General features: G+C 67.6%; 20 protein-coding genes. 6 read left to right on the top strand and 14 right to left on the bottom strand.

The genetic code is table 11. The features are described 5' to 3' along the window. Position 1: 1 nt before the first annotated feature. The 3 genes from tpx to VQ067_RS13175 form a co-directional block, all read right to left on the bottom strand. Positions 2–499, bottom strand: a complete 498-nt coding sequence (gene tpx / locus VQ067_RS13185) for a thiol peroxidase (RefSeq protein WP_003089950.1) — start codon at positions 497–499, stop codon at positions 2–4. 134 nt (positions 500–633) lie between these two features. Beyond that, complete coding sequence (locus VQ067_RS13180) at positions 634–1,983, bottom strand: alanine/glycine:cation symporter family protein (RefSeq protein WP_003089954.1); 1,350 nt, start codon at positions 1,981–1,983, stop codon at positions 634–636. A gap of 154 nt (positions 1,984–2,137) precedes the next feature. Continuing rightward, positions 2,138–3,049, bottom strand: coding sequence for a LysR family transcriptional regulator (locus VQ067_RS13175; protein ID WP_009314146.1), 912 nt, complete (start codon positions 3,047–3,049; stop codon positions 2,138–2,140). Positions 3,050–3,167: 118 nt separating this feature from the next. Between VQ067_RS13175 and VQ067_RS13170 the strand changes: the two genes are divergently transcribed. Continuing rightward, on the top strand, positions 3,168–4,163 hold the full coding sequence (locus VQ067_RS13170; RefSeq protein WP_003089960.1) for an aldo/keto reductase: 996 nt from the start codon (positions 3,168–3,170) through the stop codon (positions 4,161–4,163). A gap of 187 nt (positions 4,164–4,350) precedes the next feature. On the opposite strand, the gene VQ067_RS13165 is transcribed toward VQ067_RS13170, so the two are convergent. From VQ067_RS13165 to VQ067_RS13125, 9 genes are all read right to left on the bottom strand, one after another. Next, positions 4,351–5,286 carry a phosphatidate cytidylyltransferase gene (locus VQ067_RS13165; RefSeq protein WP_003089962.1) on the bottom strand — a complete coding sequence of 312 codons (936 nt, stop codon included), beginning with the start codon at positions 5,284–5,286 and terminating at the stop codon, positions 4,351–4,353. 1 nt (position 5,287) lies between these two features. Further along, entirely contained in the window at positions 5,288–5,917 is a 630-nt protein-coding gene (locus VQ067_RS13160) for a lysophospholipid acyltransferase family protein (RefSeq protein ID WP_023091706.1), read from the bottom strand. Between the two features lie 11 nt (positions 5,918–5,928). Then, complete coding sequence (locus VQ067_RS13155; protein WP_033991007.1) at positions 5,929–6,381, bottom strand: hypothetical protein; 453 nt, start codon at positions 6,379–6,381, stop codon at positions 5,929–5,931. Continuing rightward, positions 6,374–7,723, bottom strand: coding sequence for a phosphatase PAP2/dual specificity phosphatase family protein (locus VQ067_RS13150; protein ID WP_023091704.1), 1,350 nt, complete (start codon positions 7,721–7,723; stop codon positions 6,374–6,376). Before VQ067_RS13150 ends, VQ067_RS13155 begins: the two co-directional genes overlap by 8 nt. Next, a complete protein-coding gene (locus tag VQ067_RS13145) occupies positions 7,723–9,483 on the bottom strand; it encodes a bifunctional alpha/beta hydrolase/class I SAM-dependent methyltransferase (RefSeq protein ID WP_023091703.1) in 1,761 nt (586 codons plus the stop codon). Before VQ067_RS13145 ends, VQ067_RS13150 begins: the two co-directional genes overlap by 1 nt. 89 nt (positions 9,484–9,572) lie before the next feature. Then, entirely contained in the window at positions 9,573–10,208 is a 636-nt protein-coding gene (locus VQ067_RS13140) for a CDP-alcohol phosphatidyltransferase family protein (RefSeq protein WP_003139074.1), read from the bottom strand. A gap of 134 nt (positions 10,209–10,342) precedes the next feature. Further along, entirely contained in the window at positions 10,343–14,008 is a 3,666-nt protein-coding gene (locus tag VQ067_RS13135) for a translocation/assembly module TamB domain-containing protein (RefSeq protein WP_033991009.1), read from the bottom strand. After that, a complete protein-coding gene (locus tag VQ067_RS13130) occupies positions 14,005–15,744 on the bottom strand; it encodes an autotransporter assembly complex protein TamA (RefSeq protein WP_003122638.1) in 1,740 nt (579 codons plus the stop codon). The genes VQ067_RS13135 and VQ067_RS13130 overlap by 4 nt, the downstream gene beginning before the upstream one ends. A gap of 133 nt (positions 15,745–15,877) precedes the next feature. Beyond that, positions 15,878–16,591, bottom strand: coding sequence for a GNAT family N-acetyltransferase (locus VQ067_RS13125; RefSeq protein ID WP_021264878.1), 714 nt, complete (start codon positions 16,589–16,591; stop codon positions 15,878–15,880). Between the two features lie 144 nt (positions 16,592–16,735). On the opposite strand from VQ067_RS13125, the gene xthA reads away from it, so the two are divergent. Next, positions 16,736–17,548, top strand: a complete 813-nt coding sequence (xthA, locus tag VQ067_RS13120; protein WP_003089983.1) for an exodeoxyribonuclease III — start codon at positions 16,736–16,738, stop codon at positions 17,546–17,548. Between the two features lie 106 nt (positions 17,549–17,654). On the opposite strand, the gene VQ067_RS13115 is transcribed toward xthA, so the two are convergent. Continuing rightward, positions 17,655–18,086 carry a VOC family protein gene (locus tag VQ067_RS13115; protein WP_003139067.1) on the bottom strand — a complete coding sequence of 144 codons (432 nt, stop codon included), beginning with the start codon at positions 18,084–18,086 and terminating at the stop codon, positions 17,655–17,657. A gap of 103 nt (positions 18,087–18,189) precedes the next feature. On the opposite strand from VQ067_RS13115, the gene VQ067_RS13110 reads away from it, so the two are divergent. The 4 genes from VQ067_RS13110 to VQ067_RS13095 all read left to right on the top strand — a co-directional run bounded on the left by VQ067_RS13110 (position 18,190) and on the right by VQ067_RS13095 (position 21,890). Beyond that, entirely contained in the window at positions 18,190–19,095 is a 906-nt protein-coding gene (locus VQ067_RS13110) for a LysR family transcriptional regulator (protein ID WP_021264879.1), read from the top strand. 59 nt (positions 19,096–19,154) lie between these two features. Beyond that, positions 19,155–20,549, top strand: a complete 1,395-nt coding sequence (locus VQ067_RS13105) for a substrate-binding domain-containing protein (RefSeq protein WP_073657102.1) — start codon at positions 19,155–19,157, stop codon at positions 20,547–20,549. A gap of 149 nt (positions 20,550–20,698) precedes the next feature. After that, on the top strand, positions 20,699–21,742 hold the full coding sequence (locus VQ067_RS13100) for a TerC family protein (RefSeq protein WP_003104462.1): 1,044 nt from the start codon (positions 20,699–20,701) through the stop codon (positions 21,740–21,742). Beyond that, positions 21,699–21,890, top strand: coding sequence for a hypothetical protein (locus VQ067_RS13095; protein ID WP_003089995.1), 192 nt, complete (start codon positions 21,699–21,701; stop codon positions 21,888–21,890). The genes VQ067_RS13100 and VQ067_RS13095 overlap by 44 nt, the downstream gene beginning before the upstream one ends. 42 nt (positions 21,891–21,932) lie before the next feature. Here VQ067_RS13095 and VQ067_RS13090 read toward each other — a convergent pair whose 3' ends face one another. Continuing rightward, entirely contained in the window at positions 21,933–23,162 is a 1,230-nt protein-coding gene (locus VQ067_RS13090; protein ID WP_003089998.1) for an acyl-CoA dehydrogenase, read from the bottom strand. Positions 23,163–23,195 lie beyond the last annotated feature (33 nt).

The following is a 23,195-nucleotide window of genomic DNA, read 5'->3' as shown; positions in this document are numbered from 1 at the left end:
CTCAGAGAGCCGCCAGGGCCGCCGCGTAGTTCGGCTCGTCGGCGATTTCGCCGACCAGTTCGCTGTGCAGCACCTTGTTCTGCTCGTCGAGCACCACCACGGCGCGCGCGGCCAGGCCGGCCAGCGGGCCGCTGGCGATGGCCACGCCATAGTTCTCGAGGAACTCGCGACCGCGCAGGGTCGACAGGTTGACTACGTTCTCCAGGCCTTCGGCGCCGCAGAAGCGCTTCTGCGCGAACGGCAGGTCGGCGGAGATGCACAGCACCACGGTGTTGGCCAGCTTGCCGGCCTCGACGTTGAACTTGCGCACCGAGGTGGCGCAGGTCGGGGTGTCGACGCTGGGGAAGATGTTCAGCACCTTGCGCTTGCCGGCGAAGTTTTCCAGGGTCACGTCGGCGAGGTCGCCGCCGACCAGGCTGAAGGCCGGAGCCTGGGCGCCTTTCTGCGGGAGCTGGCCATCGACGTTGACCGGGTTGCCCTTGAGAGTCACTTGAGCCATTGCGTTGATCCTTCTAGTCAGTGAGAAGCCGCCGGCCCTGTGGCCGGCAGCGGAAGCATTCGGGGCCGGCGACGATGCTAGCACGCTTTACCCGAGCGAAAACCTCGGGTTTGAGCGTCGCCGTCCCCCGAGGCTCAACTCCTGGCCTTGGCGAAATACTCCCGGGTCAGGCGGAACACCACCGGACTCAGTAGCAGCAAGGCGATCAGGTTGGGAATCGCCATCAGCGCGTTGAGGGTATCCGCCACCAGCCAGGCGAAGTCCAGCTGGGTCATGGCGCCGAACGGAATCGCCAGGGTCCAGACGATCCGGAACGGCAGGATCGCCCGGGTGCCCACCAGGTACTCCCAGCAGCGCTCGCCGTAGTAGCTCCAGCCGAGGATGGTGGTATAGGCGAACACCACCAGGGCCAACGACAGGATGTAGTGGCCGACGCCCGGCATCGCCGCCTCGAACGCCGCCGAGGACAGCGCCGCGCCGCTGGCGCCGCTGGTCCAGACGCCCGAGGTGATGATCGCCAGGCCGGTCAGGCTGCAGATGATCAGGGTATCGATGAAGGTGCCGAGCATACCGATCAGGCCCGAACGCACCGCGCTATGGGTCGTGCCGGCGGCCTGGGCGATGCCGGCGGTGCCGAGGCCAGCCTCGTTGGAGAAGATCCCGCGTGCGACGCCGAAACGGATTGCCGCCATCACCGCTGCGCCGGCGAAGCCGCCGGTGGCGGCGATCGGCGTGAAGGCGTGGGTGAAGATCAGTTGGAACGCGCCGGGAATCGCCTCGGCATGGACCACCAGGACGATCACCGAGGCGACGATGTAGCCGACGCACATGAACGGCACCAGGGCTTCGGCGACCTTGCCGATACGGCGGATGCCGCCAAGGATCACCAGCCCGGTGACGAGCATGGTGGCGACCCCGGTGACCCAGTCGGGCACGCCGAAGGAAACCTCCAGGGCATCGGCCATGCTGTTGACCTGGACCATGTTGCCGATACCGAAGCCGGCGAGCCCGCCGAACAGCGCGAAGGCCGCGCCGAGCCAGGCCCAGCGCTTGCCCAGACCGTTCTTGATGGCATACATCGGACCGCCGACGTGTTCGTTGCGCTCATCCTTCTCGCGGTAGTGCACCGCCAGCACCACTTCGGAGAACTTGGTGGCCATTCCCACCAGCGCGGTGCACCACATCCAGAACAGCGCGCCCGGGCCGCCGAGGAAGATCGCCGTGGCCACCCCGGCGATGTTGCCGGTACCGACGGTGGCCGCCAGGCAGGTCATCAGCGCCTGGAACGGGCTGATCTCGCCGCTGCTCTCGTCATCCTTGCTACGCCCCTGCCAGAGCAGGCGAAAGCCGACTCCCAGGCGCACCAGGGGCATGAACTTCAACCCCAGCATCAGGTACAGGCCGGTGCCGAGAATCAGCACCAGCATCAACGGCCCCCAGACCACGCCGTTCAGGTCGACCACCCACTTCTGCAAGCTTTCCATCAGCGATCCTTATTCTTGTTCGAATGAATGCGGCCTGGCGGCAGTGGGCATCCGGAACTCGGACGAACATCCCTGCTCGACAGGCCAAGGCTGCCGATCCTAACGAGGTTATCCCGGCGAAATCGAGAAAAATCTTCACCAGGAAGCCTGCGTCTCATTGCGTCTCGCCGGCCGCCTGGCGACCGAACAGTTCCACCAGCCAGTCGACGAACACCCTCACCCGCGGCGACAACTGGCGCTGCGAGGGATACACGGCATGCAGCGGCAGCGATGGCGGCAACCATTCGCCGAGCACTTGTCGGAGGCTGCCGTCGGCCAGGCCGGCGGCGACGTGATAGTGCGGCGCCTGGATCAGCCCGAGCCCGGCCCGGCAGGCGGCGACGTAGGCATCGGCGTTGTTGACGCTGACCCGGCTGCGCATCGGCAGCGTGCGTAGGCGCCCGTCGACGCTGAACTCGAAGTCGGCGGTACGCCCGCTGGAAGGCGACTGGTAGTTCACCGCGAGGTGCCCGCCGAGTTCGGCGAGCTGCCGCGGATGGCCATGACGCTCCAGGTAGGCGGCGCTGGCGCAGGTCACCTGCGGCAGGTCGGCCAGGTGCCGGCCGACCAGGCTGGAATCGTGCAGCTCGCCGACCCGCAGCACGCAGTCCGCACCCTCGCGCAGCAGGTCGACCAGGCGATCGTTGCTGCTCAACTGCAGCTCCAGTTCCGGGTAGCGCTCGCAGAACTCCGGCAGGAACGGAATCACCCGCATCCGCCCCAGTGCGCCCGGCAGGTCGACCCGCAAGCGCCCGCGCGGGTTGTTCAGGACGCGTGGAAAGCAGCTTTCCGCCTCCTCCAGGTCCGCCAGCAGGCGCACGCAACGCTCGTAGTAGGCCTGCCCGTCGAGGGTCAGGCTGACCTGGCGGGTGGTGCGCTGCAGCAACTGCACGCCAAGGTGCGCCTCCAGTTGCTGGATCGCCTGGGTCACGCTGGCGCGCGGCAGCTCCAGGCTGTCCGCGGCCTTGCCGAAGGCGCCCAGCTCGACGATGCGGGTGAAGGCCTGCATGGCCTGGAAACGATCCATCGGACGTCCTCGATTATTTGGAAAATACGAATGGTAAAACCGTAATTATGGGCTTTATCCAGGCCAATGCGGAGCGAAGAATGACGGCGTTTTCCTTCCCTCCCGCGAGGCTCGACACATGAAAACCCGTCAACTCGGCCACAACGGCCCTTCCGTCTCCGCCATCGGCCTCGGCTGCATGGGCATGACCGACTTCTACACCACCGGCGGCGACCGCCAGGAGGCCATCGCCACCCTGCATCGCGCCGTGGAACTCGGGCTGAACTTCTTCGATACCGCCGACATGTACGGCCCGCACAGCAACGAGGAACTGCTCGGCGAGGCCCTGCGCGGCAAACGCGAGCAGGTGTTCCTGGCCAGCAAGTTCGGCATCGTCCGCGACCCTGCCAATCCCCAGGCGCGCGGCGTCGACGGCAGCCCGGCGTATATCCGCCGCGCCATCGAAGGCAGCCTGAAGCGCCTCGGTACCGACCGCCTGGACCTTTACTATCAGCACCGCATGGACCCGCAGGTGCCCATCGAGGACAGCGTCGGCGCCCTCGCCGACCTGGTGAAGGCCGGCAAGATCCGCCACATCGGCCTCAGCGAAGCCTCGGCGGAAACCCTCGAACGTGCCCACCGGGTGCACCCGATCAGCGCGTTGCAGAGCGAGTACTCGCTGTGGACTCGCGATCCGGAGGACACCGGGGTGCTCGCCGCCTGCCGTCGCCTGGGCATCGCCTTCGTCCCCTACAGCCCGCTGGGCCGAGGTTTCCTTACCGGCACCCTGAAGCGCCCGGAAGACTTCGCCGCCGACGATTACCGTCGTTTCAGCCCGCGCTTCCAGGGCGAGAACTTCGCGAAGAACCTGAAGCTGGTGGACAAGGTCGGCGAACTGGCCGCGGCCAAGGGCGTGAAACCCTCGCAACTGGCGCTGGCCTGGGTGCTGGCGCAGGGCGATGACCTGATCCCGATTCCCGGCACCAAGCAGCGGCGCTACCTGGAGGAGAACGTCGCCGCGACGGAACTGCGCCTGAGCGCGGCGGAACTGGCCGAGCTGGATGCGATCTTCCCCGCCGAGGCGGTCGCCGGCAGTCGCTATAGCGAGGAAGGCATGCGCCTGGTCAATCTCTGAGACAGTGAAGCTGCGGTCACGTCTCCATATGCCGGAGCCTGGTTGTAGGGCGAATCACCGCTTGCGGTTATCCGCCGCTTATCCGGGGTTTCGGCGGATACCGCCTGTGGCGGTATCCGCCCTACGGGTCTCTATCGCTCGCAATTTCCTGGCTGCCTACACGGCGGGGAACGGCGACGGGCGAACCTCAGGGCGTCCACCAGTAGCGCACCACGTGGAAGAAGATCGGCGCGGCGAAGCACACCGAGTCCAGGCGGTCGAGCATGCCACCGTGACCTTCGATCATGTGCCCCCAGTCCTTGACCCCGCGGTCGCGCTTGATCGCCGACATCACCAGGCCGCCGAAGAAGCCCAGCAGGTTGATCAGCAGCGCGATCAGCGCCGCCTGCCAGAGGTTGAACGGGGTGATCCACCACAGCGAGGCGCCGATGGCGGTGGCCAGGGCGATGCCGCCGACGAAGCCTTCGACGGTCTTCGACGGCGACAGGTTGGGAGCGATCTTGCGCTTGCCGAACAGCTTGCCGCAGATGTACTGCATCACGTCGGAGAGCTGCACGACGATCACCAGGTAGGCGATCAGCAGCAGGTTGCGCCCCTCGAAGCCGGGGATGTCGAGGGTCAGCAGCGCCGGCACGAAGGAGATACAGAACACCGCCAGCATCAGGCCCCACTGCACTTTCGAGGCGCGCTCGAGGAAGTGCTTGGTGTCGCCGCCCAGCGAGGCGAGGATCGGCAACAGCAGGAACACGTACACCGGGATGAAGATCGAGAACATGCTGTACCAGTCGATGTAGATCAGCAGGTACTGCATCGGCAGCACGAAGTAGAACGCCGCCACCAGCGCCGGGTAGTCGCTGCGCCGGGTCGGGGTGAGGGTGATGAACTCGCGCAGGGCGTAGAACGACACGCCATAGAACAGCAGGATCACCGCCGCCTGGCCGAGCCAGAAGGCGAAACCGATCACCAGGACCATCGCCCACCAGGCGTTGATCCGCGCGTTCAGGTTGTCGATCACCGCGTTCGGGCCGGGACCGGCGCGCCACTTGAGGACGAAGCCGACCAGCGAGGCGAGCAGCAGCAGCGCGCCGATCCCGCCGAAGAGCATCCAGGTCTGTTCGTTCATCTCAGGCCTCCTCTTCCGGCGCCAGGTCCAGCAGGGCCATGCGCGCTCGTTCGAGGAACGCCTCCTTGCCTTCTTCCGCCGTGGCGACCAGCGGCTTGCCGAAGCTCAGGGTGCAGAGCAGCGGCAACGGCAGCATGCGGCCCTTGGGCATGACCCGGTTGAGGTTGGCCAGCCAGACCGGCACCAGCTCGACCTCCGGGTGGGCCAGGGACAGGTGGTAGATACCGCTCTTGAATGGCAACAGCTTGACCTCGTCGTCCAGGTTGCGGGTGCCCTCGGGGAAGATGATCAGCGAGTCGCCGCCGTCCAGGGCGCGGTCGAGGGGTTCGAGCGGATTGGCATTGGCCTCGCTGCGCTGGCGGTCGACCAGCACGCCGTTGAACACCTTGTTGATCACGTAGCTGCGCAGGCCGGCCTTGTTCCAGTAGTCGGCGCCCGCCACCGGCCGGGTACGCCGCCGCACCTCCGGCGGCAACGAGGCCCAGAGCAGGACGAAGTCGCCATGGCTGCTGTGGTTGGCGTAATAGATGCGTTGCTTGGGGATCGGCGTGGTGCCCAGCCAGAGGCTGCGCAAGCCGGTGATGGCGCGGGCGCCGGCGATGATGCCATAGGCGACGACTGATTCGAGCATGGGAAGACTCTTCAGGTTTGAGCGTTGAATAGAGGGATCGACAACAGGCACGACAAGGCCAGCAGGAACTGGGCGCCACAGGCCAGCGCCTGCCAGCGTAGCAGGCGCAGGGCGCCGCGGCTGCGCTGGTTCCAGGTGCGCTCCGCGGCGTCCGCGCGGGCCAGGCCGAGGTCGGCCAGGGCCCGGTCCAGGTCTTGGGTCTGCGCCTCCAGCCTGTCGCCGGCGCGGCTGAAACGTTCGAACAGTTCGGCGTCCAGGGCCACTCGCAGCGCCCAGTACTTCTGCCACAGGCCGAGCATGGCGATCGCCAGCATCGCCGCAGCGAAATAGCGCCAGCCGATGCCCTGCACGGCCTGGTACAGGCCCAGCCCGATGGCCAGCAGGGTCAGTGCGGCGGACAGCCGGTCGATCTCGCGGCCACGGCGCAGCAGAGCCGCCACCAGGGCCAGGGATTGCTCAGGCATGGCGCACCTCGCCCAGTTCCGCCGATGGCTCCGGCACGCTCCCGCTCAGCGCCGCGAGGGTCCGCCGCTGGGCCTCGCCCAGCAGCACTTGCGGTCGCGCCCGGCGTAACACCGCCACGGCCGACTCGACGTCCGCCGCGCGGCCGCTGAGCAGCAGCCAGGCGGCGACCAGCGTGGCGCTGCGCGAATAGCCCAGGGCACAGGCCACCAGCAGCGGCCCTTGCGCCAGCAGTTCGTCGATCAGCGCGGCGGCGCGCCGGCAGTCCCCGACGTCCGGCGCGACCAGGTCGAGCAACGGCAGGCTGCGATAGGCCAGCCCCTGCGGCTCGCAGGAAAGTTCGGCGGTAGCGTCGAGCAATGCGCGGAAGCGGCCGTCGGCCAGTTCCGCGGACGACGGCAGGCGCCCCAGCCAGAGGCCCGGCAGCACCTCGTCCGGCTGCGGCCGGCGACGGGTCCAGAGCCAGGCATTGATCCGCGCGGCAAGCAGATATGGCGCCAGCAGCCAACGCGCGGCGGCGCTCAGGCGGCCAGTGCTGCCCTTCTGGAAGCCGGCGGCGCCGAACAGCAGGTAGTTCAGCGCCACCAGCGCCAGCGCCAGCGCCGGCCAGCACAGCCACAACGCCGCACCACCGACGGCAAAGGCGACGGCGGCGCAGGCCAGCGCGCCGAGGCCGTAGCGAGCAGCCAGCCGCCGCCGTTGCCGGTCGCGGCTCAGGCTGGCGCGGGCGAACGGCGCGGGCTGCGCCTGCGGCCACAGCCAGACGCACAGCCAGCCGGCCAGCGCACCGGTGGGCACGTCGATGAAATGGTGCTGCCAGGTGGTCAGCACCGACAGCCCGATCAGCGCGAACCAGCCATGCAGCAGCCAGCGCCAGGCGCCGCTGGCGTAGCGCGCGTAGCAGACCCAGAGCACTACCAGCAGGGCGATGTGCAGCGACGGTGCCTGGTTGTACGGTTTGTCGAACCCCATCAGCACGTCGAACAGCCAGCCGAACACGCCGCCCAGTTCCGGCCGTTCGAAGGTGAAGCGCAGGGGGAACAGCAGGAAGCAGGTCACCGACAGCACCTGGGCGCTGAGCAGGCGCAGGCAGTGGGTGTCCAGCTCGCGCTTGTCTCGCGGCAACAACAGCGACAGGCCGTAGAGCAGGTCGATCGACCAGTACGGCAGGATGGTCCAGGGCCACAGCGGCATCCCGCGTTCCCAGTCGAAGACCAGGCTGCCGACGTCGCCGCGCTGGCTGGTCAACCAGTTGGCCAGGCCATAGCTGGCGAAGAAGAACGGGCCGAGGAACAGCAGCCAGAGCACCGCCCGCTTCAGTACCCCCGGCTCGCGCGGCGCCATCAGCGGGCGACCTTCTGCGCCAGCGATACGCTGAAGATGCCCCACTGGTCGACCCGCTGGGTGATCTTGCGGAAGCCGGCGGCGGCCACCAGTTGGTCCATTTCCGCCTGGGTCCGGCGCCGCATCACCCAGGCCTGGCCCTGGCGGTGGCTGGTCAGCGCGCGGGCGATCAGTTCCAGCTGCGGGTGCCAGGGCTGTCCGGTGTAGACCAGGTAGCCGCCCTCCTCCAACGCCTCGCCGAGGCCGGCGAGGGAGTCGCCGACCATGCGGTTGTCGGCGAACAGCTCGTAGAGCCCGGAAACCACCCCGAGGCTCGGCTTCGGTTGCAGCGCCGCCAGGTCGGCGCGATCGAAGGCGTCGCCCTTGACGAAGCGGGCGATGCCGGCGAGGCCCTTGCTTTCGATCAGGGCGCTGCCGTCACGCACGTTGATCTCGCTGTAGTCGCGCAGGAGGATGCTTTCCGGCAGCGGCTCGACGCCTTGCAGGGCTTCGAGGATGTAGCGGCCGTGGCCGGCGGCGATGTCGACGATGCGCACCTCGCGCTGCTCCTCGCGCAACCGCTGCATGGCCAGGCGCAGCAGATCCTCGGCGTGCAGCTTGCGCTGGCGGATGCCGCGCCAGCCGATGGAGTCCAGGTAGTTGCGGTCGATCAGGCGACCCAGCGGGCCGCTGCCGCTGGGCTGGTTGCGGTAGACATAGTCGAGGGTGCTGCCGGAATCGAAACCGGTGTCGAAGCCCAGCTTGACCCCGTCCGACCACAGGCTGCCCAGGCGCAGGCCGGCACGGGTGGCGCGCCAGTAGAGATCGCGCGGCGAGTTCTTCGGCAACGGCGCGGCCAGCGCCTCGGCCTCGGCGCAGGTATGACCCAGGCGGTCGGCATCGAGCAGGCTCGGTCGTTCTGGGACCGTGGCGAATGCCTCGAGGAGGAAGCGCCGGGCACGGCCGACGGCCAGGTGACGATCGCGCTCGCCAAGGGTGTCGTGGAAGAAGCCGGGCAGGATGTGCTTTTCCTTGCGCAGGCTGCCGAGACGCTCGAAGAAGCGCTCCTGCGGCGCACGATGGACGACGAAGTCGGCCCCGGAAATCAGCAGTTGGGTGGGAATCTGGATCGCCTGTGCGTCCGCTACCACCCGCTCGGCAGCTTCGTAGAGGCCGAGCAGGACGTTCACCGAGATCGCCTTGGCGATCAGCGGGTCGCTGTCGTAGGAGGCGATCCGCTGCGGGTCGTGACTGAGGAAGCGTGCCTTGACATAGCTGTTGACGAAGAAATTGCCGCGCCACAGGCGCATCAGTTTCAGCCCGCTGCGGGCGAACGGCACGTAGAGCTTGACCTGGAACGCCGGCGAAGCCAGCACCAGTGCGCGCACCTTCGGCGCGTAGTCGTGGGCCCAGGTGGCAACCAGCACCGCGCCGACGCTCTGCGCCACCACCGCCATCCGCTCTTCGGCGATACCGTGGACGGCCTGGATATGGTCGACGAAGGTCTGTACGTCGCGCACGCTGGTGGCGAAGCTCGGGCTATCGCCGCGGGCGCCTGGCGAGAGGCCGTGGCCACGGGCGTCCCAGGCGAAGAAGTCGTGTTCCGGCAGGTCGAGTTCGTCGACCAGGTGGGCGATCCGCCCGGAGTGCTCATGGCCGCGGTGGAACAGCAACACCGCCTGGCGCGTGCCGTCCGGCGCCGGGCGGCTGGCCGGCCAGTGGCGGTAGAAGAGCTCTACCCCGTCGTGGGTGGTGAAACGCAATTCCTGTACGTCGCGCATGTGATGTCCCTATGTCGTTGCCCCGGCCGGGAACCCGGCGGGGTTGCTTCCTGCGGGCGCCCACCTCCATGGCGTTCGCCCATTCCCGCTCAGGCCTGCTCGTCGCGGCCCCGCCGACTCGCGGCCAGCTCGGCCAGGCCCTGGCGCACACGGTTGCCGATGGTCAGCAGCAGCAGGGCCGCGATCAGCAACATCAGCCAGTCGATCCAGGCCAGCGGCAACAGGCCGCTGGCCACCCCGGCGCCGATCACGCCGAAACACAGCGCCCGGTCGCTCTTGCCCATCGGGCCGTCGTAGCGGCGCGAAGCGCCGACCATGGTGCCCAGCGCACCGGCATATTCGCTGATCACCGCCAGCAGCACCACCAGCACCACCCACAGCGGATTGACTCCCGGCAACAGGGCGAACGGCAGGTACAGGCCGCTGTCGGCGATCACGTCGGTGAGTTCGTTGAGGTAGGCGCCCAAGTCGGATTTCTGGCCGAACTCGCGGGCGAGCATGCCGTCCACCGCGTTCAGCGCCATGCGCAGGAACATCCACAGCGGAACGAGGGCGAACAGCCAGAGATGGCTGGCGAAACCGGCGACCAGCGCGCCGACCAGCAGCGACAGCAGGCAGGCCGCCAGGGTCACCTGGTTGGCAGTGATGCCGCGCTGGTAGAGGCGCTGCACGCCGGGACGAAGAAGATTCTGAAAGCGCGGTTTGAGTTGATAGACGGAAATCATGTCAGCCAGTCCTTGTGCCGAGTTGCTTCGGGCACCGACCTGGCGGTCGGCGCCCGCTCCATTCTACGACGTCGATGCGCCGCTAAAAGTGACACACTTTTATGCGTTACGCATGGTCCGTATCAGCGCATCCGTCAGAAATCGCGCTTGAAGAACAGGTCCAGCGAACTGGCCAGGCCGCTCGCCGCTTCGAGATAGAGGCGTTTGGTCAACTGGTAGCGCAAGGCGATGGTATTTGCCGGTTCGAACACTCCAACACCATAGCGCAGGCTGAGCTTGTCGGTGATATTCCCGCTGGCGACCACGCTGGTGCTGTTGCCGGTGCCCTCGGTGTCCAGCTGGAAGTCCTGGATGCCGAGCTGCTTGGCGATTTCCCCGGTGAGCGGTGCGCTACCCGCCAGGCCCAGGGCCAGGGCCGCCTCGCCGAGCATGTTGCTGTCTTCGCCGGTGCTCATCGGCCGCCCCAGCACCAGGTAGGACAGCGCCTGCTCCTGGCTCATCGCCGGTTCGGAGAATACCGCGCTGGTCGGCTGCTCGGCGCTGCCGGTCAGGCGCAGGCCGGCGACCACATCGTCGACCCGGCGGATCGCCTCGATATCCAGGTACGGCTGGTCGATCGGTCCGGCGAAGAACAGCCGCGCCCTACGGATCGTCAGGCGCTGGCCGTAGGCACGATAGCGGCCCTTGTTCAGGTTCAGCTCGCCGCGGGTATCCAGGTTGTCGCCGATGTGCAGGTGGCCGGCCAGTTCGGCGCTGAGGCCGAAGCCGGAGAACGCCAGCTTGTCCTGGCCGACCTCGACATCGATGTCCATCTTCATCTTCAGCGGCTGCTGCTCGGGCTGCTCGGAGCCGACGATCACCGCGTCGTCGGAGACCTTGACCGTCGATGGCGGCAACTGGCGGATGGTGATGTCGCCACGCGGCACCAGGACCTTGCCGGAGATCGCCAGCTCCTGGCCGGCCATGCCGATCTTCAGGTCCGGTTCCACCTCCAGTTGCGCATAGGGATCGACCACCACCGGCAGGCGGTTGCCACGAATGTTCAGGGCGACGTTCAGCGCCTCGCCCCAGCTCAGGTTGCCGGACAGGCTGCCCTGGCCGTACCTGCCGCTGCGCCAGCCGCCGCCGAGTTCCAGGCTTTCGCCAGCGATGCGAGCGTCGAGGGAAAGGTTCTCGAAGCTGGTCGGCAGCTCGCCGCCGCCGATGTTGCCGTCGCTCAGCGTCACCCGTCCGTCGACCCGCGGCGCCAGCAGGCCGCCGGAAAGCCGGCCGCTGCCGTTCAGCCTGCCTTGCAGTTTCTCCACCATCGGCACGAACGGGCGCGCCACCGACAGGTCGAGGCCGGCCAGGCTGAACTCGCCGCTCAGCGGCTTGCTCGCCGGGCGCGGGTCGATCTGCGCCTGCACCCGCAACTCGCCGAGCTTCGGTCCGCGGAAGTCGAGGGAGGTATCGACGCGGTTGGGCGCCAGCCGGCTCTCCAGGCGCAGGCTGTCGTAGCCGACGTCGACCCACTGGCCCTGGTCGCGCAGGCGCAGCGTACCGCTGCCGGCGTCCAGGCTGACCACGCCGCTCGGGCCGCGGGCCGGAACGTCCAGTTGCAGGTCGCCGTTCAGCTTGCCCTGCCAGGCGAAATCCTCGGGGAACCATTGCTTCAGGCTGTCCAGCGGGAAGTCGCGCAAGGTGTAGCGCAGCCGCGGCTCGGGCAGCAGGCGCTGCTCGCCGCCGCAGAGGCTGGCAGCGCCGGATACCCAGCAATGTGCGCCGAAATTGACCTTGCCGTCGGCCAACCGCTCCAGGCGCGCCGGCTGCTGTAGCTTCCAGTCCTGGCCGCCGCTGCTCAACTCGCCGCGCGCCAGGCGACCGCGCCAGTTGCCGCGCTCCAGTTGCCCGTCGAAGGCCAGGCCGAGCTTGAGCAAGGCACCTTGCAGGTCCAGTTCCAGTTGCTGGCGGCGTTGGTCGCCGCGGGCATTGGCCTTGAACAGGCCGAGATCGGTTTCGCCGCTGCGCAGGCCGGAAGCGACCAGCGCCAGGGTGCCGTTCTGCCGGGCATCGAGGTTCGCCTGCAGGTCGAGGCCGGCGATGCGCTGCTCGGCGTAGGCGATCTGCTGTCCCTTGAGGTTCAGCCTGCCTTGCGGCGCCGCGAGGCTGCCAGCCAAGTCGAGGCGTCCGTCGAGGCGACCGAAGAGTTGCGGCCAAAGCTGGCCGAGACGGTTCAGGGCGATGTCCAGGCGGCCTTGCAGGCGCTGGTCGAGCGCCCCGCTGCCCTGCACCTTGTTATCCCCCAGGCGCAGGTCGAGGTTGCCCAGCGTCCAGCGCTGCCCCTCGCCTTCGGCGCGCGCCTGGAATAGCGCCGGCTGGCCGCGCAGGCGGCCCTTGACGTCGAGATCCACGCCCAACGCCAGCCGCTCGTCGCGAACACTTCCCTGGCTGCGCAAGGGACCGGCCAGTGAACCCGGCAGCTCGGCGACCCAGTACGCCGGGTTCAGTTCGCTGAGCTGCAGGGCGGTATCCCAAGCCACGCCATTGTCGAAACGCAACGTCACCCGGCCCTCGGCCTGGCCTTGCCCGGCGCGGAGCTGCAGCGACGGCAGGTTGAGCTGGACGAGGTCGCCGGACACCGGGCTGGCCAGCGTGAAGTCGCCCGCCGGACCGCTCGCCGCCGCGCTGAAATTGCCCAGGTAGCGCTGGTCCTGGTAATGCACTTCCGCCTTGAAGGTCTTCAGCGTCACCGGCGGCGGCTCCGCCAGCGGATACAGGCGCAGCCAGGGGAAGTCCTTCCAGTCCAGGGTCGCGTCGGCGGCCAGGCTTTCGCGCCAGTCCAGGCGTCCGACCAGCTCCAGGCGCTGCTCGCCGCCAGCGTCCAGGCGCAGTTGGCGGATATCCGCGCCCTGGGCGTCGACCCGCCCGTCCAGGCTCAACGCCACCGCCCCGCCCTCGCCCGGCAGGCTGGCGCCGCCGCGGATCAGGTAACCGCTCTTGAGATCGCCGCCGGCATCGAGCTGGATGGCATTCAGGGTCAAGGTTTCCGGTAGTCCGGCCGCGCCCTTGAAACCGTCGGCGCGGATCAGCAATCGTGCCGGCAGGTTTTCCGCCAGCGCCTGCAACTGTCCTTCCAGGCTGCCGTCCAGGTAACCGCTGCTGCGGCCTTTCAGGGTCAGCGCCTGCTGCAGCTCACCGCCGACCTGGACGGCCAGCTTCCACGGCTTGCCTTCGGGAGCGGGCAGGCCGAGCGTGGCTTCGGCCTGCAAGGGCCAGTCGCCGCTCGGCTGCAAGCGCCCCTGGAGCGCCAGGTCCAGGCCGAAGCCCCGCGCCGTCAGCGAGTCGATGTGCAGGCCGTCGGCCAGCCAATGGGCCGCCAGCTTGAGTTCGGCGACCTGCTGGTTGCCGTCGAGCAGGAAGCTGCCGACCGCCACTTCGCCGAGTTCGATGCTCAGCGGCAGTTTCAGCGTCGGCAGGCTGATCGGCCCGCTGTCGGCGCTGTCGCCGCTCGGCGGCAGGTCCAGCGCGACCCGCTCGGCGGCCACCCGCTGCAGGCACAGGCGCAGCCCCGCCAGGCAAGCCGGCGACCAGCGCAGTTCCGGCCGCTCGACGACCAGTTGCGTACCGTCCTGCGCCCAGGACAGCCGCTGTGCCTGCCAGGCGCCACCGAGGCGACCCTCGAAGCCGCTGACCTGCAGGCCCGGCACGCGGCCGAGCAGCCAGGCGCTGCCGGCCTGGGTGCCGAGCAGCGCAGCGAGTCCCAGGAGCAGCGCGAGGAGCAGCCCGACTATGGCCAGCAGGGTGATCTTCAGCGCCTTCACAGTTCTGGCCCCATGGAGAAGTGCAGGCGGAAACCGCCGTCGTCGTCGAGCGCATGGGCCAGGTCGAGGCGCAACGGGCCGACCGGCGAGACCCAGCGCACGCCGAAGCCGACCCCTGTCTTGATCGACGGGAAGTCCAGCGAGTTGAAGGCGTTGCCCTGGTCGACGAAGGTCGCCAGGCGCCAGCGCTCGGCCAGCGGATATTGATACTCGACGCTGCCGGCGATCATGTAGCGGCCGCCGATCTTGTCGCCATCGGAATTCTCCGGCGACAGCGTCCGGTAGTCGTAGCCGCGCACGCTCTGGTCGCCGCCGGCGAAGAAGCGCAGCGAGGGCGGGATCGACTTGTAGTCGTTGGTGGCGATTCCGCCTACCTGCAGGCGGCCGAGCAGGCGATGGCCGCCGGCGAAGCTGGTCAGGCCCTTGGCCATGGCGTCGACATGGAGGACGTCGGCGTCGGCCAGCAGGCCTTCCTTCGCCCCCTTGACGTTGAACTGCAGGCGGTAGCCATGGCTGGGGTCGACCTTGTTGTCGGTCTCCAGCAGCGAGTAGCCGATCCCCGGCATCAGGAAGCTGCTCAGCCCGGAGTCGTCGCCCAGCTTGTACTCCTCGCGCATCCAGTTCAGCGAAACCACCCGCTGCCAGCCATCGGGCTGCTTGCTGTGCCATTCGCCGCCAAGGGTCAGCAGCTTGCTCTCGGTGTCGACCAGGTCTTCGAACTGGTAGCCGCTGGTGAAGCGCAGCTTGTCGGTGAGCGGCGGATCGAGGGGAATCTCGTACCAGGCGCCGACGTTCTGCCGTGGTGCGGAGATTTCCGACTCGAATCCCAGGCTATGCCCTTCGGCATTCACCCAATGGCGGGTCCAGTTGAACCTCGCGCGCGCCCCGACGTCGGTCGAGAAGCCGAGGCCGACGCCCATGGTCCGGGGCTTGCGCGCCTCCAGCCGGACCGCTACCGGGATCGCCTGGCGCGCGCCGTCGGCCTGCGCCTGGGTCGGCGCGGCGTCGACCCGCACGCCCTCGAAGTAGCCGCTGGATTGCAGGTTCTGGTTGAGTTCGGCGATCAGTTCGGAGTCATAGGGTTGGCCGGCCTTGAACGGCACCATGCGGCGCAACAGTTCTTCCTCGATGATCGAGTCGCCGTCGAAGCTCACCTTGCCGAAGGTGTAGCGCTGGCCGCTGTCGTAGACCAGGTCGATGTCGGCGATGCCGGCGCGCGGATCGATGCTCAGGCGCTGGGTGCTGAAGCGGCCCTGGAAGAAGCCGTAGCGCGAGGCCTGGTTCTGGATCAGCCGCTTGGCGTCCTCGTAGACGCCCTGGTTCAGCTTCGCGCCCGGTTTCAGCTGCTTGCCCGACGGCAAGCGGAAGCTCTCCAGGCTGGCGGCCTCGCCGAGCACCTGGATATTCACCTGGCGCAGGCGCACGGGCTCGCCGGGCACTACCTTGAGCGTGAGCTTCGGCGGCTTGCCGTCCTTCACCTCGCTGTCGATCTGCGCCTGGAAGTAGCCGAGCGCCTGGGCCGCCTTTTCCGCCTGCGCCTCGGCATTGCGGCGGAAACGTTGCAACGCCGCCTCGTCCCGCTCGCCGAGGCTACCCACGTAGGCCTCGATATTGGCCTTCAGGGCAGCATTGGCGGGGGTGACGCGCACGCTAAGCTGGCTCTCCGCGAAGGCGGCCGTACTCAGGCACAGCAGCCCGGCCAGCGGGAACCGGAACAATCCTTGAGTCAGTCTCATGGCGCGGATGCTACGCAGGCGGGTGGCGCGCGTCCAGATTTGCGCGGACGCCGCCGACCACCTCCTGACATTCGGGTTTTATGACGCCAAGCGCCTGACAGGCATGGCTTTTCTCGCGCGTCCGGGGGAACGCTCAGGTCGCCGCCGGCGTCTCGCCAGGATGCAGGAGGACGTGCTCGCGCACCGCTCCCAGCGTCACCTCGCCGATCTCGCGGTAGCCGTGCCGCTGGTAGAAGTCCAGGTAGCGCGCATTGCCGGTATCCAGGACCAGCCCCTGCGAAGCGGAGTCCTCGGCGCACCAGCGCTGCACGGCCGCCAGCAACTGCTCGCCGATCTGCCTGCCCTGGTACTCGGGATGCACACCGAGCATCGGCAACTGGTGGTGGGGGCCGACCGGCAGGCAGGCCTGCACCGCCCGGTGGTAATCCAGGTAGCGCCGGGTCGCGGCCAGGCCGACGCTGAACAGCATGCGCAGGCGCCAGCTCCAGCTCTCGGTGATATCCAGGCGCCGCTGCGGCGGCGTGATCAGGGCCGCCGCGACCAGCCGATCGTCGATGAACAGGCCGATGGCCGGCAACTCTTCGCCCAGATGGCGCTCGACCATCTCCCGGACGCAGGCACGCACGCGCTGGTCGTAGCCGGCGCGCTGCGCATCCATCAGGTAGGCGAAGGTCGGTTCGTGGCGGTAGGCGTGGTAGAAAAGCGAGCGGACTTCGCGGCTATAGCCGTCGTCGAGCAGACGGACATCGGTGACCTGATCAGGCATGGAACGCATTCCTTGTCGGCCGCAGGAGCGGCGACACGCACGCTTCGCCACGGCGATTGGTCGAGCGGATGGCCTGGCCATCCCCGTCCGCGGCAGACCACAGGGCCGGCAAAGCGCCAAGCCACACAGCCATCGGGTACCCGGCGGACACTAGCACAGCGCCTCCAGGGTCGCCAGGCATCCCCCGGCTGGGCTAGCATTCCTGTTTTTGCCAGGACGCCCACCATGAAAATCGTCTCTTTCAATATCAACGGTCTGCGCGCCCGGCCGCACCAGTTGGCGGCGCTGATCGAGCGGCACCAGCCCGACGTGATCGGGCTGCAGGAAACCAAGGTCGCCGACGACCAGTTTCCCCAGGCCGAGATCGAGGCGCTCGGCTACCACGTCCACTACCACGGGCAGAAAGGCCACTACGGCGTCGCCCTGCTCTCCCGCCAGGCGCCCCTGGAACTGCACCGCGGCTTCCCGAGCGACGGCGAGGAGTCCCAGCGTCGCTTCATCTGGGGCACCTTCAGCGACGCCCAGGGCAACCCGATCACGGTGATGAACGGTTACTTCCCGCAAGGCGAGAACCGCGAGCATCCGACCAAGTTCCCGGCCAAGCAGCGCTTCTACGCCGATCTCCAGTCGCTGCTGGAGAACAGCTTCAAGCCCGAGCAGGCCCTGGTGGTGATGGGCGACATCAATATCTCGCCGGAAGACTGCGACATCGGCATCGGCGAGGAAAACCGCAAGCGCTGGCTGAAGACCGGCAAGTGCAGCTTCCTGCCGGAAGAGCGCGAATGGCTGGCTACCTTGAAGAACTGGGGCCTGGTCGACAGCTTCCGGGCCCTGAATCCGGAGGTGAACGACCGCTTCAGCTGGTTCGACTACCGCAGCCGTGGCTTCGAGGACACCCCCAAGCGCGGCCTGCGCATCGATGTGATCCTGGCCAGCCGGGTGCTGCAGTCGCGCTTCAAGGACGCCGGCATCGACTACGACCTGCGCGGTATGGAGAAACCCTCCGATCACGCCCCGATCTGGCTGGAACTGGCCTGAGACCCAGCCTAAGGAAAAGGCTCATCCCCGGATGAGCCTTCAGGCGGTCGCTGCCTGGCCCGGGCGATCTCGCCGACGCCCCCCTATCCGGCGCGCGACCTTTCCCTCAGGCAGGATTGTCCACCCGCGCCCCCTTCAGCTCCACTCGATTGCCGTCCGGATCGAAGAAGTACAGCGACCAGCCGTCGCCCTCGGCGCCGAAGCGGATTTCCGCGGGAACCTGCGGGACCAGGCCGAACCCCTCGAGATGGGCGATCAGCGCGGCCTCGTCGAACGGCTCGATGCGCACGCAGAAATGATCGACGTTGCGCCCTTCCCCACCCGGCGCCGCACCGCCCTCCCGGCCGAGCGACCCGGACACCGCGACCAGGTCGAGCATCGACGTGCCCAGGCGCAGATGGGCCAGCTCCAGGTCGTCGCGCCACTTCACCACCACGCAACCGAGGACATCGCGATAGAACGCGATGCTGCGTTCCAGGTCGCGGACCCGCAGGACGATGTGATCGAGACGTTCGACGACGAAGGGTTGCATGGTCATTCACCTCTAGGACCGTGGACTATGGCGAGACTTTAGCCAGCACACCTCGGGTTGATAATGCTTTAATCCCTGATTCATTGATTACTGATAGTGAATTATCGCCGTGGATCACCTCACCGCCCTCAAGGTCTTCCGCGCCGTGGCCGCGAATGGCGGCTTCGCCGCCGCGGCCCGGCAGATGAATCTCTCGCCGGCCGCCGTGAGCAAGAACGTCGCCGAGCTGGAAGCGCACCTCAAGGTGCGCCTGATCAATCGCACCACCCGCAGCATGAGCCTGACCGAGGCCGGCGAAGTCTACCGGCAGCGCCTGGAGCGCATCCTCGACGACCTCGAGGCCGCCGACGCCGCGCTCACTTCGATGCAGCAGGGCCCCAGCGGCCTGCTGCGGGTCAGCGCCCCACTGACCCTCGCCCTCACCTGCCTGACCCCGGCCATTCCGGCTTTTCTCCAGCGTTATCCGGACCTGCGCCTGGAACTGCTCCTGCAGGACGGCCGCCAGGACCTGATCGCCGAAGGCATCGACCTGGCCCTGCGCGGTAGCGACCGGGTTGCGGACTCCGGCCTGGTCGCCCGCCCGCTGCTGATCCTGGAGCACGTGCTCTGCGCGGCGCCGGCCTACCTCGGTCAGCATGGCCAGCCGCTGCGGCCGGAGGCCCTGCGCGAACACGAGTGCATCCGCTTCAGCCTCTCTGGCCATGCCGACCGCTGGACCTTCCGCAAGGGCCGCGAGTGCATAGCGGTGCCTATCGCCGGGCGTTACCGGGTGTCCTCCAGCCTGGCGGTGCGCGATGCCCTGCTCGCCGGCTTCGGCTTGAGCCTGATCCCACGGCTGTACGTACAGGCGGAACTGGCCGAAGGCCGCCTGGTTGAATTGCTGGCTGACTGGAAGGCCGACGAGACGGCGATCCACGCGGTCTATCCATCGCGCCAACTGGCCGGCAAGACCCGGGTGTTTCTCGACTTCCTGACCGAGACAATGGCGCAGGGCCATGATTCCCCAACGCTGTAACCTTAGCGTCACCCGTCTGACTTAATCTCGCCGGCAAATTCCCTTCCCCATAGAAGACGATGCCCGCGATGCCACACCGCCAGCGCGCCAGTGACAAAGACCTCTGGAGCCGTACCCTGAGCCTGGTTTTCCTCGGATTCCTCTGTTACGCCTTCCCCTGGTCGGTATTCGCCGCCCCCTTGCCGATCCCCTCGGACGACACGCCGGCGCTGCGCATCCAGGGTTCCAACACCATCGGCGCGAAGCTCCTGCCGGCCCTGGTCGAGGGCCTGATGGAAGAGGAAGGCCTGGAGGATATCCGCCGTACCCCCGGAGAACGGGAAAACGAACTCCATCTGCTCGGCAAGAGCCGCGACGGCCGCCTGGTGAGGGTGGAGCTATCCGCCCACGGTTCGAGCACCGGCTTCGCCGCCCTCCTCGAACGCCACGCCGAACTCGCCGCGGCCTCGCGCCCCGTCAAGGACAGCGAAGTTCGCGCCCTGGCCGGCTTCGGCGACCTGCGCAGCCCATATGCCGAGCAGGTGATCGCCATCGACGGACTGGCGATCATCCTGCATCCGGACAACCCGCTGGCCTCGCTGGACACCGCGCAACTGGCGGCGGTGTTCGCCGGCGAGGTGCGTACCTGGGAAGAACTGGGCGGCAAGGGCGGCGCCATCCGCCTGTACGCTCGCGACGAGCAGTCCGGCACCTACGACACCTTCAAGGAACTGGTGCTGGCCAGTCACGGCAAGAGCCTGGCCAGCGACGCCCGCCGCTTCGAATCCAACGATCGGCTGGCGGCCGCGGTGAGCGCCGATCCGCACGCCATCGGCTTCGTCGGCATCGCGTCGGTGGGCCGGGCCCGCGCCTTGGCCATCGCCGACGGCGAATCGCTGCCGATGGCGCCCCAGGAAAGCCTGATCGCCACCGAGGACTACCCGCTGTCGCGCCGCCTGTTCCTCTACCTGAAGCCCGGCGAGAAGAACCCCTGGGCCCAGGCCCTGGTACGTTTCGCCCAGGGCCCGCGCGGCCAGGCAATCGTCACCCGCAGCGGCTTCGTCGCGCAGAAGATCCAGGCGGTGCAGATCGCACCGCGCCCGCAGATGCCCGCCGAATACCGCAAGCTCGCGGAACAGGCGCGGCGCCTGACGGTGAACTTCCGCTTCCAGGAAGGCAGCGCGCTGCTCGACAACAAGGCACTGCTCGACGTACAGCGTTTGCTGGACTACCTGCGGCAAAATCGGAAGTTGCAGGAGCGCACCGTGCTGGTGGGCTTCGGCGATCCCAAGTCCGACGCCGAGCGTTCGGTCCTGCTTTCGCGCCTGCGCGCCATGGCCGTGCGCCGCGAACTGGCCCGCGGCGGCGTGAGTTTCCGCGAGATCGCCGGCTTCGGCGACGAGTTGCCGGTCGCCAGCAATGACCAGGAACTGGGCCGACAGAAGAACCGGCGGGTGGAAGTCTGGGTCTACTGAACGCTGTAGCACTTTGTAACCTCGCCGTTTTGCCGGCGCCCGGAGCCTGGTTTATTTTTTCCGAGTGACTGCGGGCCCCTCTGACGGTAAGCAATTGCCGCCATGTCGGAGTCACATGACCATCCGACAATTCGAAGCGAGGGGGCCCAATGGCAGCTCTGCATGCATTTCTCACCGAACCGTTCCTCGGTACGGCTACCTGGTTCTGGCTGGCCTTCCTGGCCATCGTCATCGTTCTCCTGGTCCTCGACCTCGGCGTGCTGCAACGCGACCACCACGAAATCGGCGTGCGCGAAAGCCTGCTGCTGTCCGCCGGCTACTTCGCCTGCGGCCTGGCCTTCGGCGGCTGGGTCTGGTACGCCTTCGGCCCCACCAGCGCGGTGGAGTACTACACCGGCTTCCTGGTCGAACAGTCGCTATCGATGGACAACGTGTTCGTCATGGCGATGATCTTCAGCTTCTTCGGCATCCCCCGCCGCTACCAGCACCAGGTGCTGTTCTGGGGCATCCTCGGCGCCATCGTCCTGCGGGCCATCATGATCGGCCTGGGCGCCGCGCTGGTGAAGGAATTCGACTGGATCATGTACGTGTTCGGCGCCTTCCTGCTGTTCAGCGGCGTGAAGATGCTGTTCAACAAGCACGAGGAAGAACCCGACCTGGAGCACAACCCGGTGCTGCGCTTCCTGCGCAAGCACATGCGGGTGACCAAGGAACTGCACGAGCATCACTTCTTCGTCCGCCTGCCGGACGCCAGCGGCAAGCTGGTGCGCTACGCCACCCCGCTGTTCTTCGCCCTGGTGCTGATCGAGCTGGCCGACCTGGTGTTCGCGGTGGACAGCGTGCCGGCGATCTTCGCCATCACCCAGGACCCGTTCATCGTCTACACCTCGAACATCTTCGCCATCCTCGGCCTGCGCGCCCTGTACTTCTCGCTGGCGGCGATGATCCACCGCTTCGTCTACCTGAAATACGCCCTGGCCCTGGTGCTGGTGTTCATCGGTGCGAAGATCATGCTCCACGGTGTGATCGGCAAGATTCCCGCCGGCCTCTCGCTTGGCGTAACCTTCGGCCTGCTGGCGGGCGGTATCCTGCTCTCCCTGCTGAAGACCCGCACGCCGAAAGCCACCGTCGAGGACAAGGCCGAACCGAATGCCGAACACGCTCTGGATCGAACGTCTGGACACCCACGCTGAACCTTTCTGGCGGGTCCGCCTCGGCACGCGTGGGATCTGCTTCCGCAACGAGCGGGCGGCCCGCGAGTTCGCCGCCCTGCTGCACAGCCGTCGCGCGTGGCAGCTGGAACGCAACGCCGAGGAAAAAGGGGCAGACTCCCCGGAATGAAAAAGGCCCGCACCCGCGGGCCTTTCCCCTATACCACAGCCGTCAGCGGCTGCTGCGCAGCATCTCCCTGGGCACGTACTTGCCCAGCTCGAACTTGCCGATCGCCGCGCGGTGCACCTCGTCCGGACCGTCGGCCAGGCGCAGGGTGCGCTGCATGGCGTACCAGTAAGCCAGCGGGAAGTCGTTGGAAACCCCGGCGCCACCGTGCATCTGGATCGCCCGGTCGATCACCTTCAACGCCACGTTGGGCGCCACCACCTTGATCTGGGCGATTTCGCTCTGGGCGATCTTGTTGCCCACGGTATCCATCATGTAGGCGGCCTGCAGGGTCAGCAGGCGCGCCATGTTGATCTCCATCCGCGAGTCGGCGATGTGGTCGATGTTGCCGCCCAGGCGCGCCAGCGGCTTGCCGAACGCGGTACGGCTGACCGCGCGCTTGCACATCAGTTCGAGGGCGCGCTCGGCCATGCCGATGGAGCGCATGCAGTGGTGGATGCGGCCCGGGCCGAGGCGCCCCTGGGCGATCTCGAAACCGCGGCCCTCGCCGAGGATGACGTTCTCGTAGGGCACCCGCACGTTCTCGAACAGCACTTCGGCATGGCCATGCGGCGCGTCGTCGTAGCCGAACACCGGCAGCGGACGGAGGATCTTCACCCCGGGGGTGTCGACCGGTACCAGGATCATCGAGTGCTGCTGGTGGCGCGGCGCGTCCGGGTTGGTCAGGCCCATGAAGATCAGGATCTTGCAGCGCGGATCGCAGGCGCCGGAGGTCCACCACTTGCGTCCGTTGATCACCCAGTCGTCGCCCTGGCGCTCGGCGCGCGCCTCCATATTGGTGGCGTCGGACGAGGCCACGCCCGGTTCGGTCATGGCGAAGGCCGAGCGGATCTCGCCGCTCAGCAGCGGTTCCAGCCAGGTGCGCTTCTGCTCTTCGCTGCCGTAGCGCACCAGCACCTCCATGTTGCCGGTATCCGGCGCGGCGCAGTTGAAGGGTTCCGGCCCGATCAGCGAACGGCCCATGATTTCCGCCAGCGGCGCGTATTCGTGGTTGGCCAGCCCGGCACCGTACTCGGACTCGGGCAGGAACAGGTTCCACAGCCCTTCGGCCTTGGCCTTGGCCTTCAGCTCTTCCATGATCGCCGTCGGCTGCCAGCGGTCGCCCTCGGCGACCTGGCGCTCGAACACGGCCTCGGCGGGATAGACATGCGCTTCCATGAACGCGCTGACGCGTTCACGCAGCTCCTGGACCTTGGGGGAATAGGCGAAATCCATGGGGATACCTTCTGACGGGTTGGCAGGCGAGGC

The organism is Pseudomonas sp. KBN12P06040 (assembly GCF_037574965.1).
In the GTDB taxonomy this organism is placed as follows: domain Bacteria; phylum Pseudomonadota; class Gammaproteobacteria; order Pseudomonadales; family Pseudomonadaceae; genus Pseudomonas; species Pseudomonas aeruginosa.
This window is presented reverse-complemented; position numbering and strand designations above follow the sequence as displayed.

What these genes read in the sequence shown, in the direction of transcription:
- VQ067_RS13160 (WP_023091706.1), bottom strand. Translation starts at nt 5,917, where the DNA reads ATGCTCGAATCAGTCGTCGCCTATGGCATCATCGCCGGCGCCCGCGCC.
- VQ067_RS13130 (WP_003122638.1), bottom strand. Translation starts at nt 15,744, where the DNA reads ATGAGACTGACTCAAGGATTGTTCCGGTTCCCGCTGGCCGGGCTGCTG.
- tpx (WP_003089950.1), bottom strand. Translation starts at nt 499, where the DNA reads ATGGCTCAAGTGACTCTCAAGGGCAACCCGGTCAACGTCGATGGCCAG.
- VQ067_RS13180 (WP_003089954.1), bottom strand. Translation starts at nt 1,983, where the DNA reads ATGGAAAGCTTGCAGAAGTGGGTGGTCGACCTGAACGGCGTGGTCTGG.
- VQ067_RS13105 (WP_073657102.1), top strand. Translation starts at nt 19,155, where the DNA reads ATGCCCGCGATGCCACACCGCCAGCGCGCCAGTGACAAAGACCTCTGG.
- VQ067_RS13170 (WP_003089960.1), top strand. Translation starts at nt 3,168, where the DNA reads ATGAAAACCCGTCAACTCGGCCACAACGGCCCTTCCGTCTCCGCCATC.
- VQ067_RS13150 (WP_023091704.1), bottom strand. Translation starts at nt 7,723, where the DNA reads ATGGCGCCGCGCGAGCCGGGGGTACTGAAGCGGGCGGTGCTCTGGCTG.
- VQ067_RS13140 (WP_003139074.1), bottom strand. Translation starts at nt 10,208, where the DNA reads ATGATTTCCGTCTATCAACTCAAACCGCGCTTTCAGAATCTTCTTCGT.
- VQ067_RS13165 (WP_003089962.1), bottom strand. Translation starts at nt 5,286, where the DNA reads ATGAACGAACAGACCTGGATGCTCTTCGGCGGGATCGGCGCGCTGCTG.
- xthA (WP_003089983.1), top strand. Translation starts at nt 16,736, where the DNA reads ATGAAAATCGTCTCTTTCAATATCAACGGTCTGCGCGCCCGGCCGCAC.
- VQ067_RS13125 (WP_021264878.1), bottom strand. Translation starts at nt 16,591, where the DNA reads ATGGCCAGGCCATCCGCTCGACCAATCGCCGTGGCGAAGCGTGCGTGT.
- VQ067_RS13145 (WP_023091703.1), bottom strand. Translation starts at nt 9,483, where the DNA reads ATGCGCGACGTACAGGAATTGCGTTTCACCACCCACGACGGGGTAGAG.
- VQ067_RS13090 (WP_003089998.1), bottom strand. Translation starts at nt 23,162, where the DNA reads ATGGATTTCGCCTATTCCCCCAAGGTCCAGGAGCTGCGTGAACGCGTC.
- VQ067_RS13115 (WP_003139067.1), bottom strand. Translation starts at nt 18,086, where the DNA reads ATGACCATGCAACCCTTCGTCGTCGAACGTCTCGATCACATCGTCCTG.
- VQ067_RS13175 (WP_009314146.1), bottom strand. Translation starts at nt 3,049, where the DNA reads ATGGATCGTTTCCAGGCCATGCAGGCCTTCACCCGCATCGTCGAGCTG.
- VQ067_RS13155 (WP_033991007.1), bottom strand. Translation starts at nt 6,381, where the DNA reads ATGCCTGAGCAATCCCTGGCCCTGGTGGCGGCTCTGCTGCGCCGTGGC.
- VQ067_RS13095 (WP_003089995.1), top strand. Translation starts at nt 21,699, where the DNA reads ATGCCGAACACGCTCTGGATCGAACGTCTGGACACCCACGCTGAACCT.
- VQ067_RS13100 (WP_003104462.1), top strand. Translation starts at nt 20,699, where the DNA reads ATGGCAGCTCTGCATGCATTTCTCACCGAACCGTTCCTCGGTACGGCT.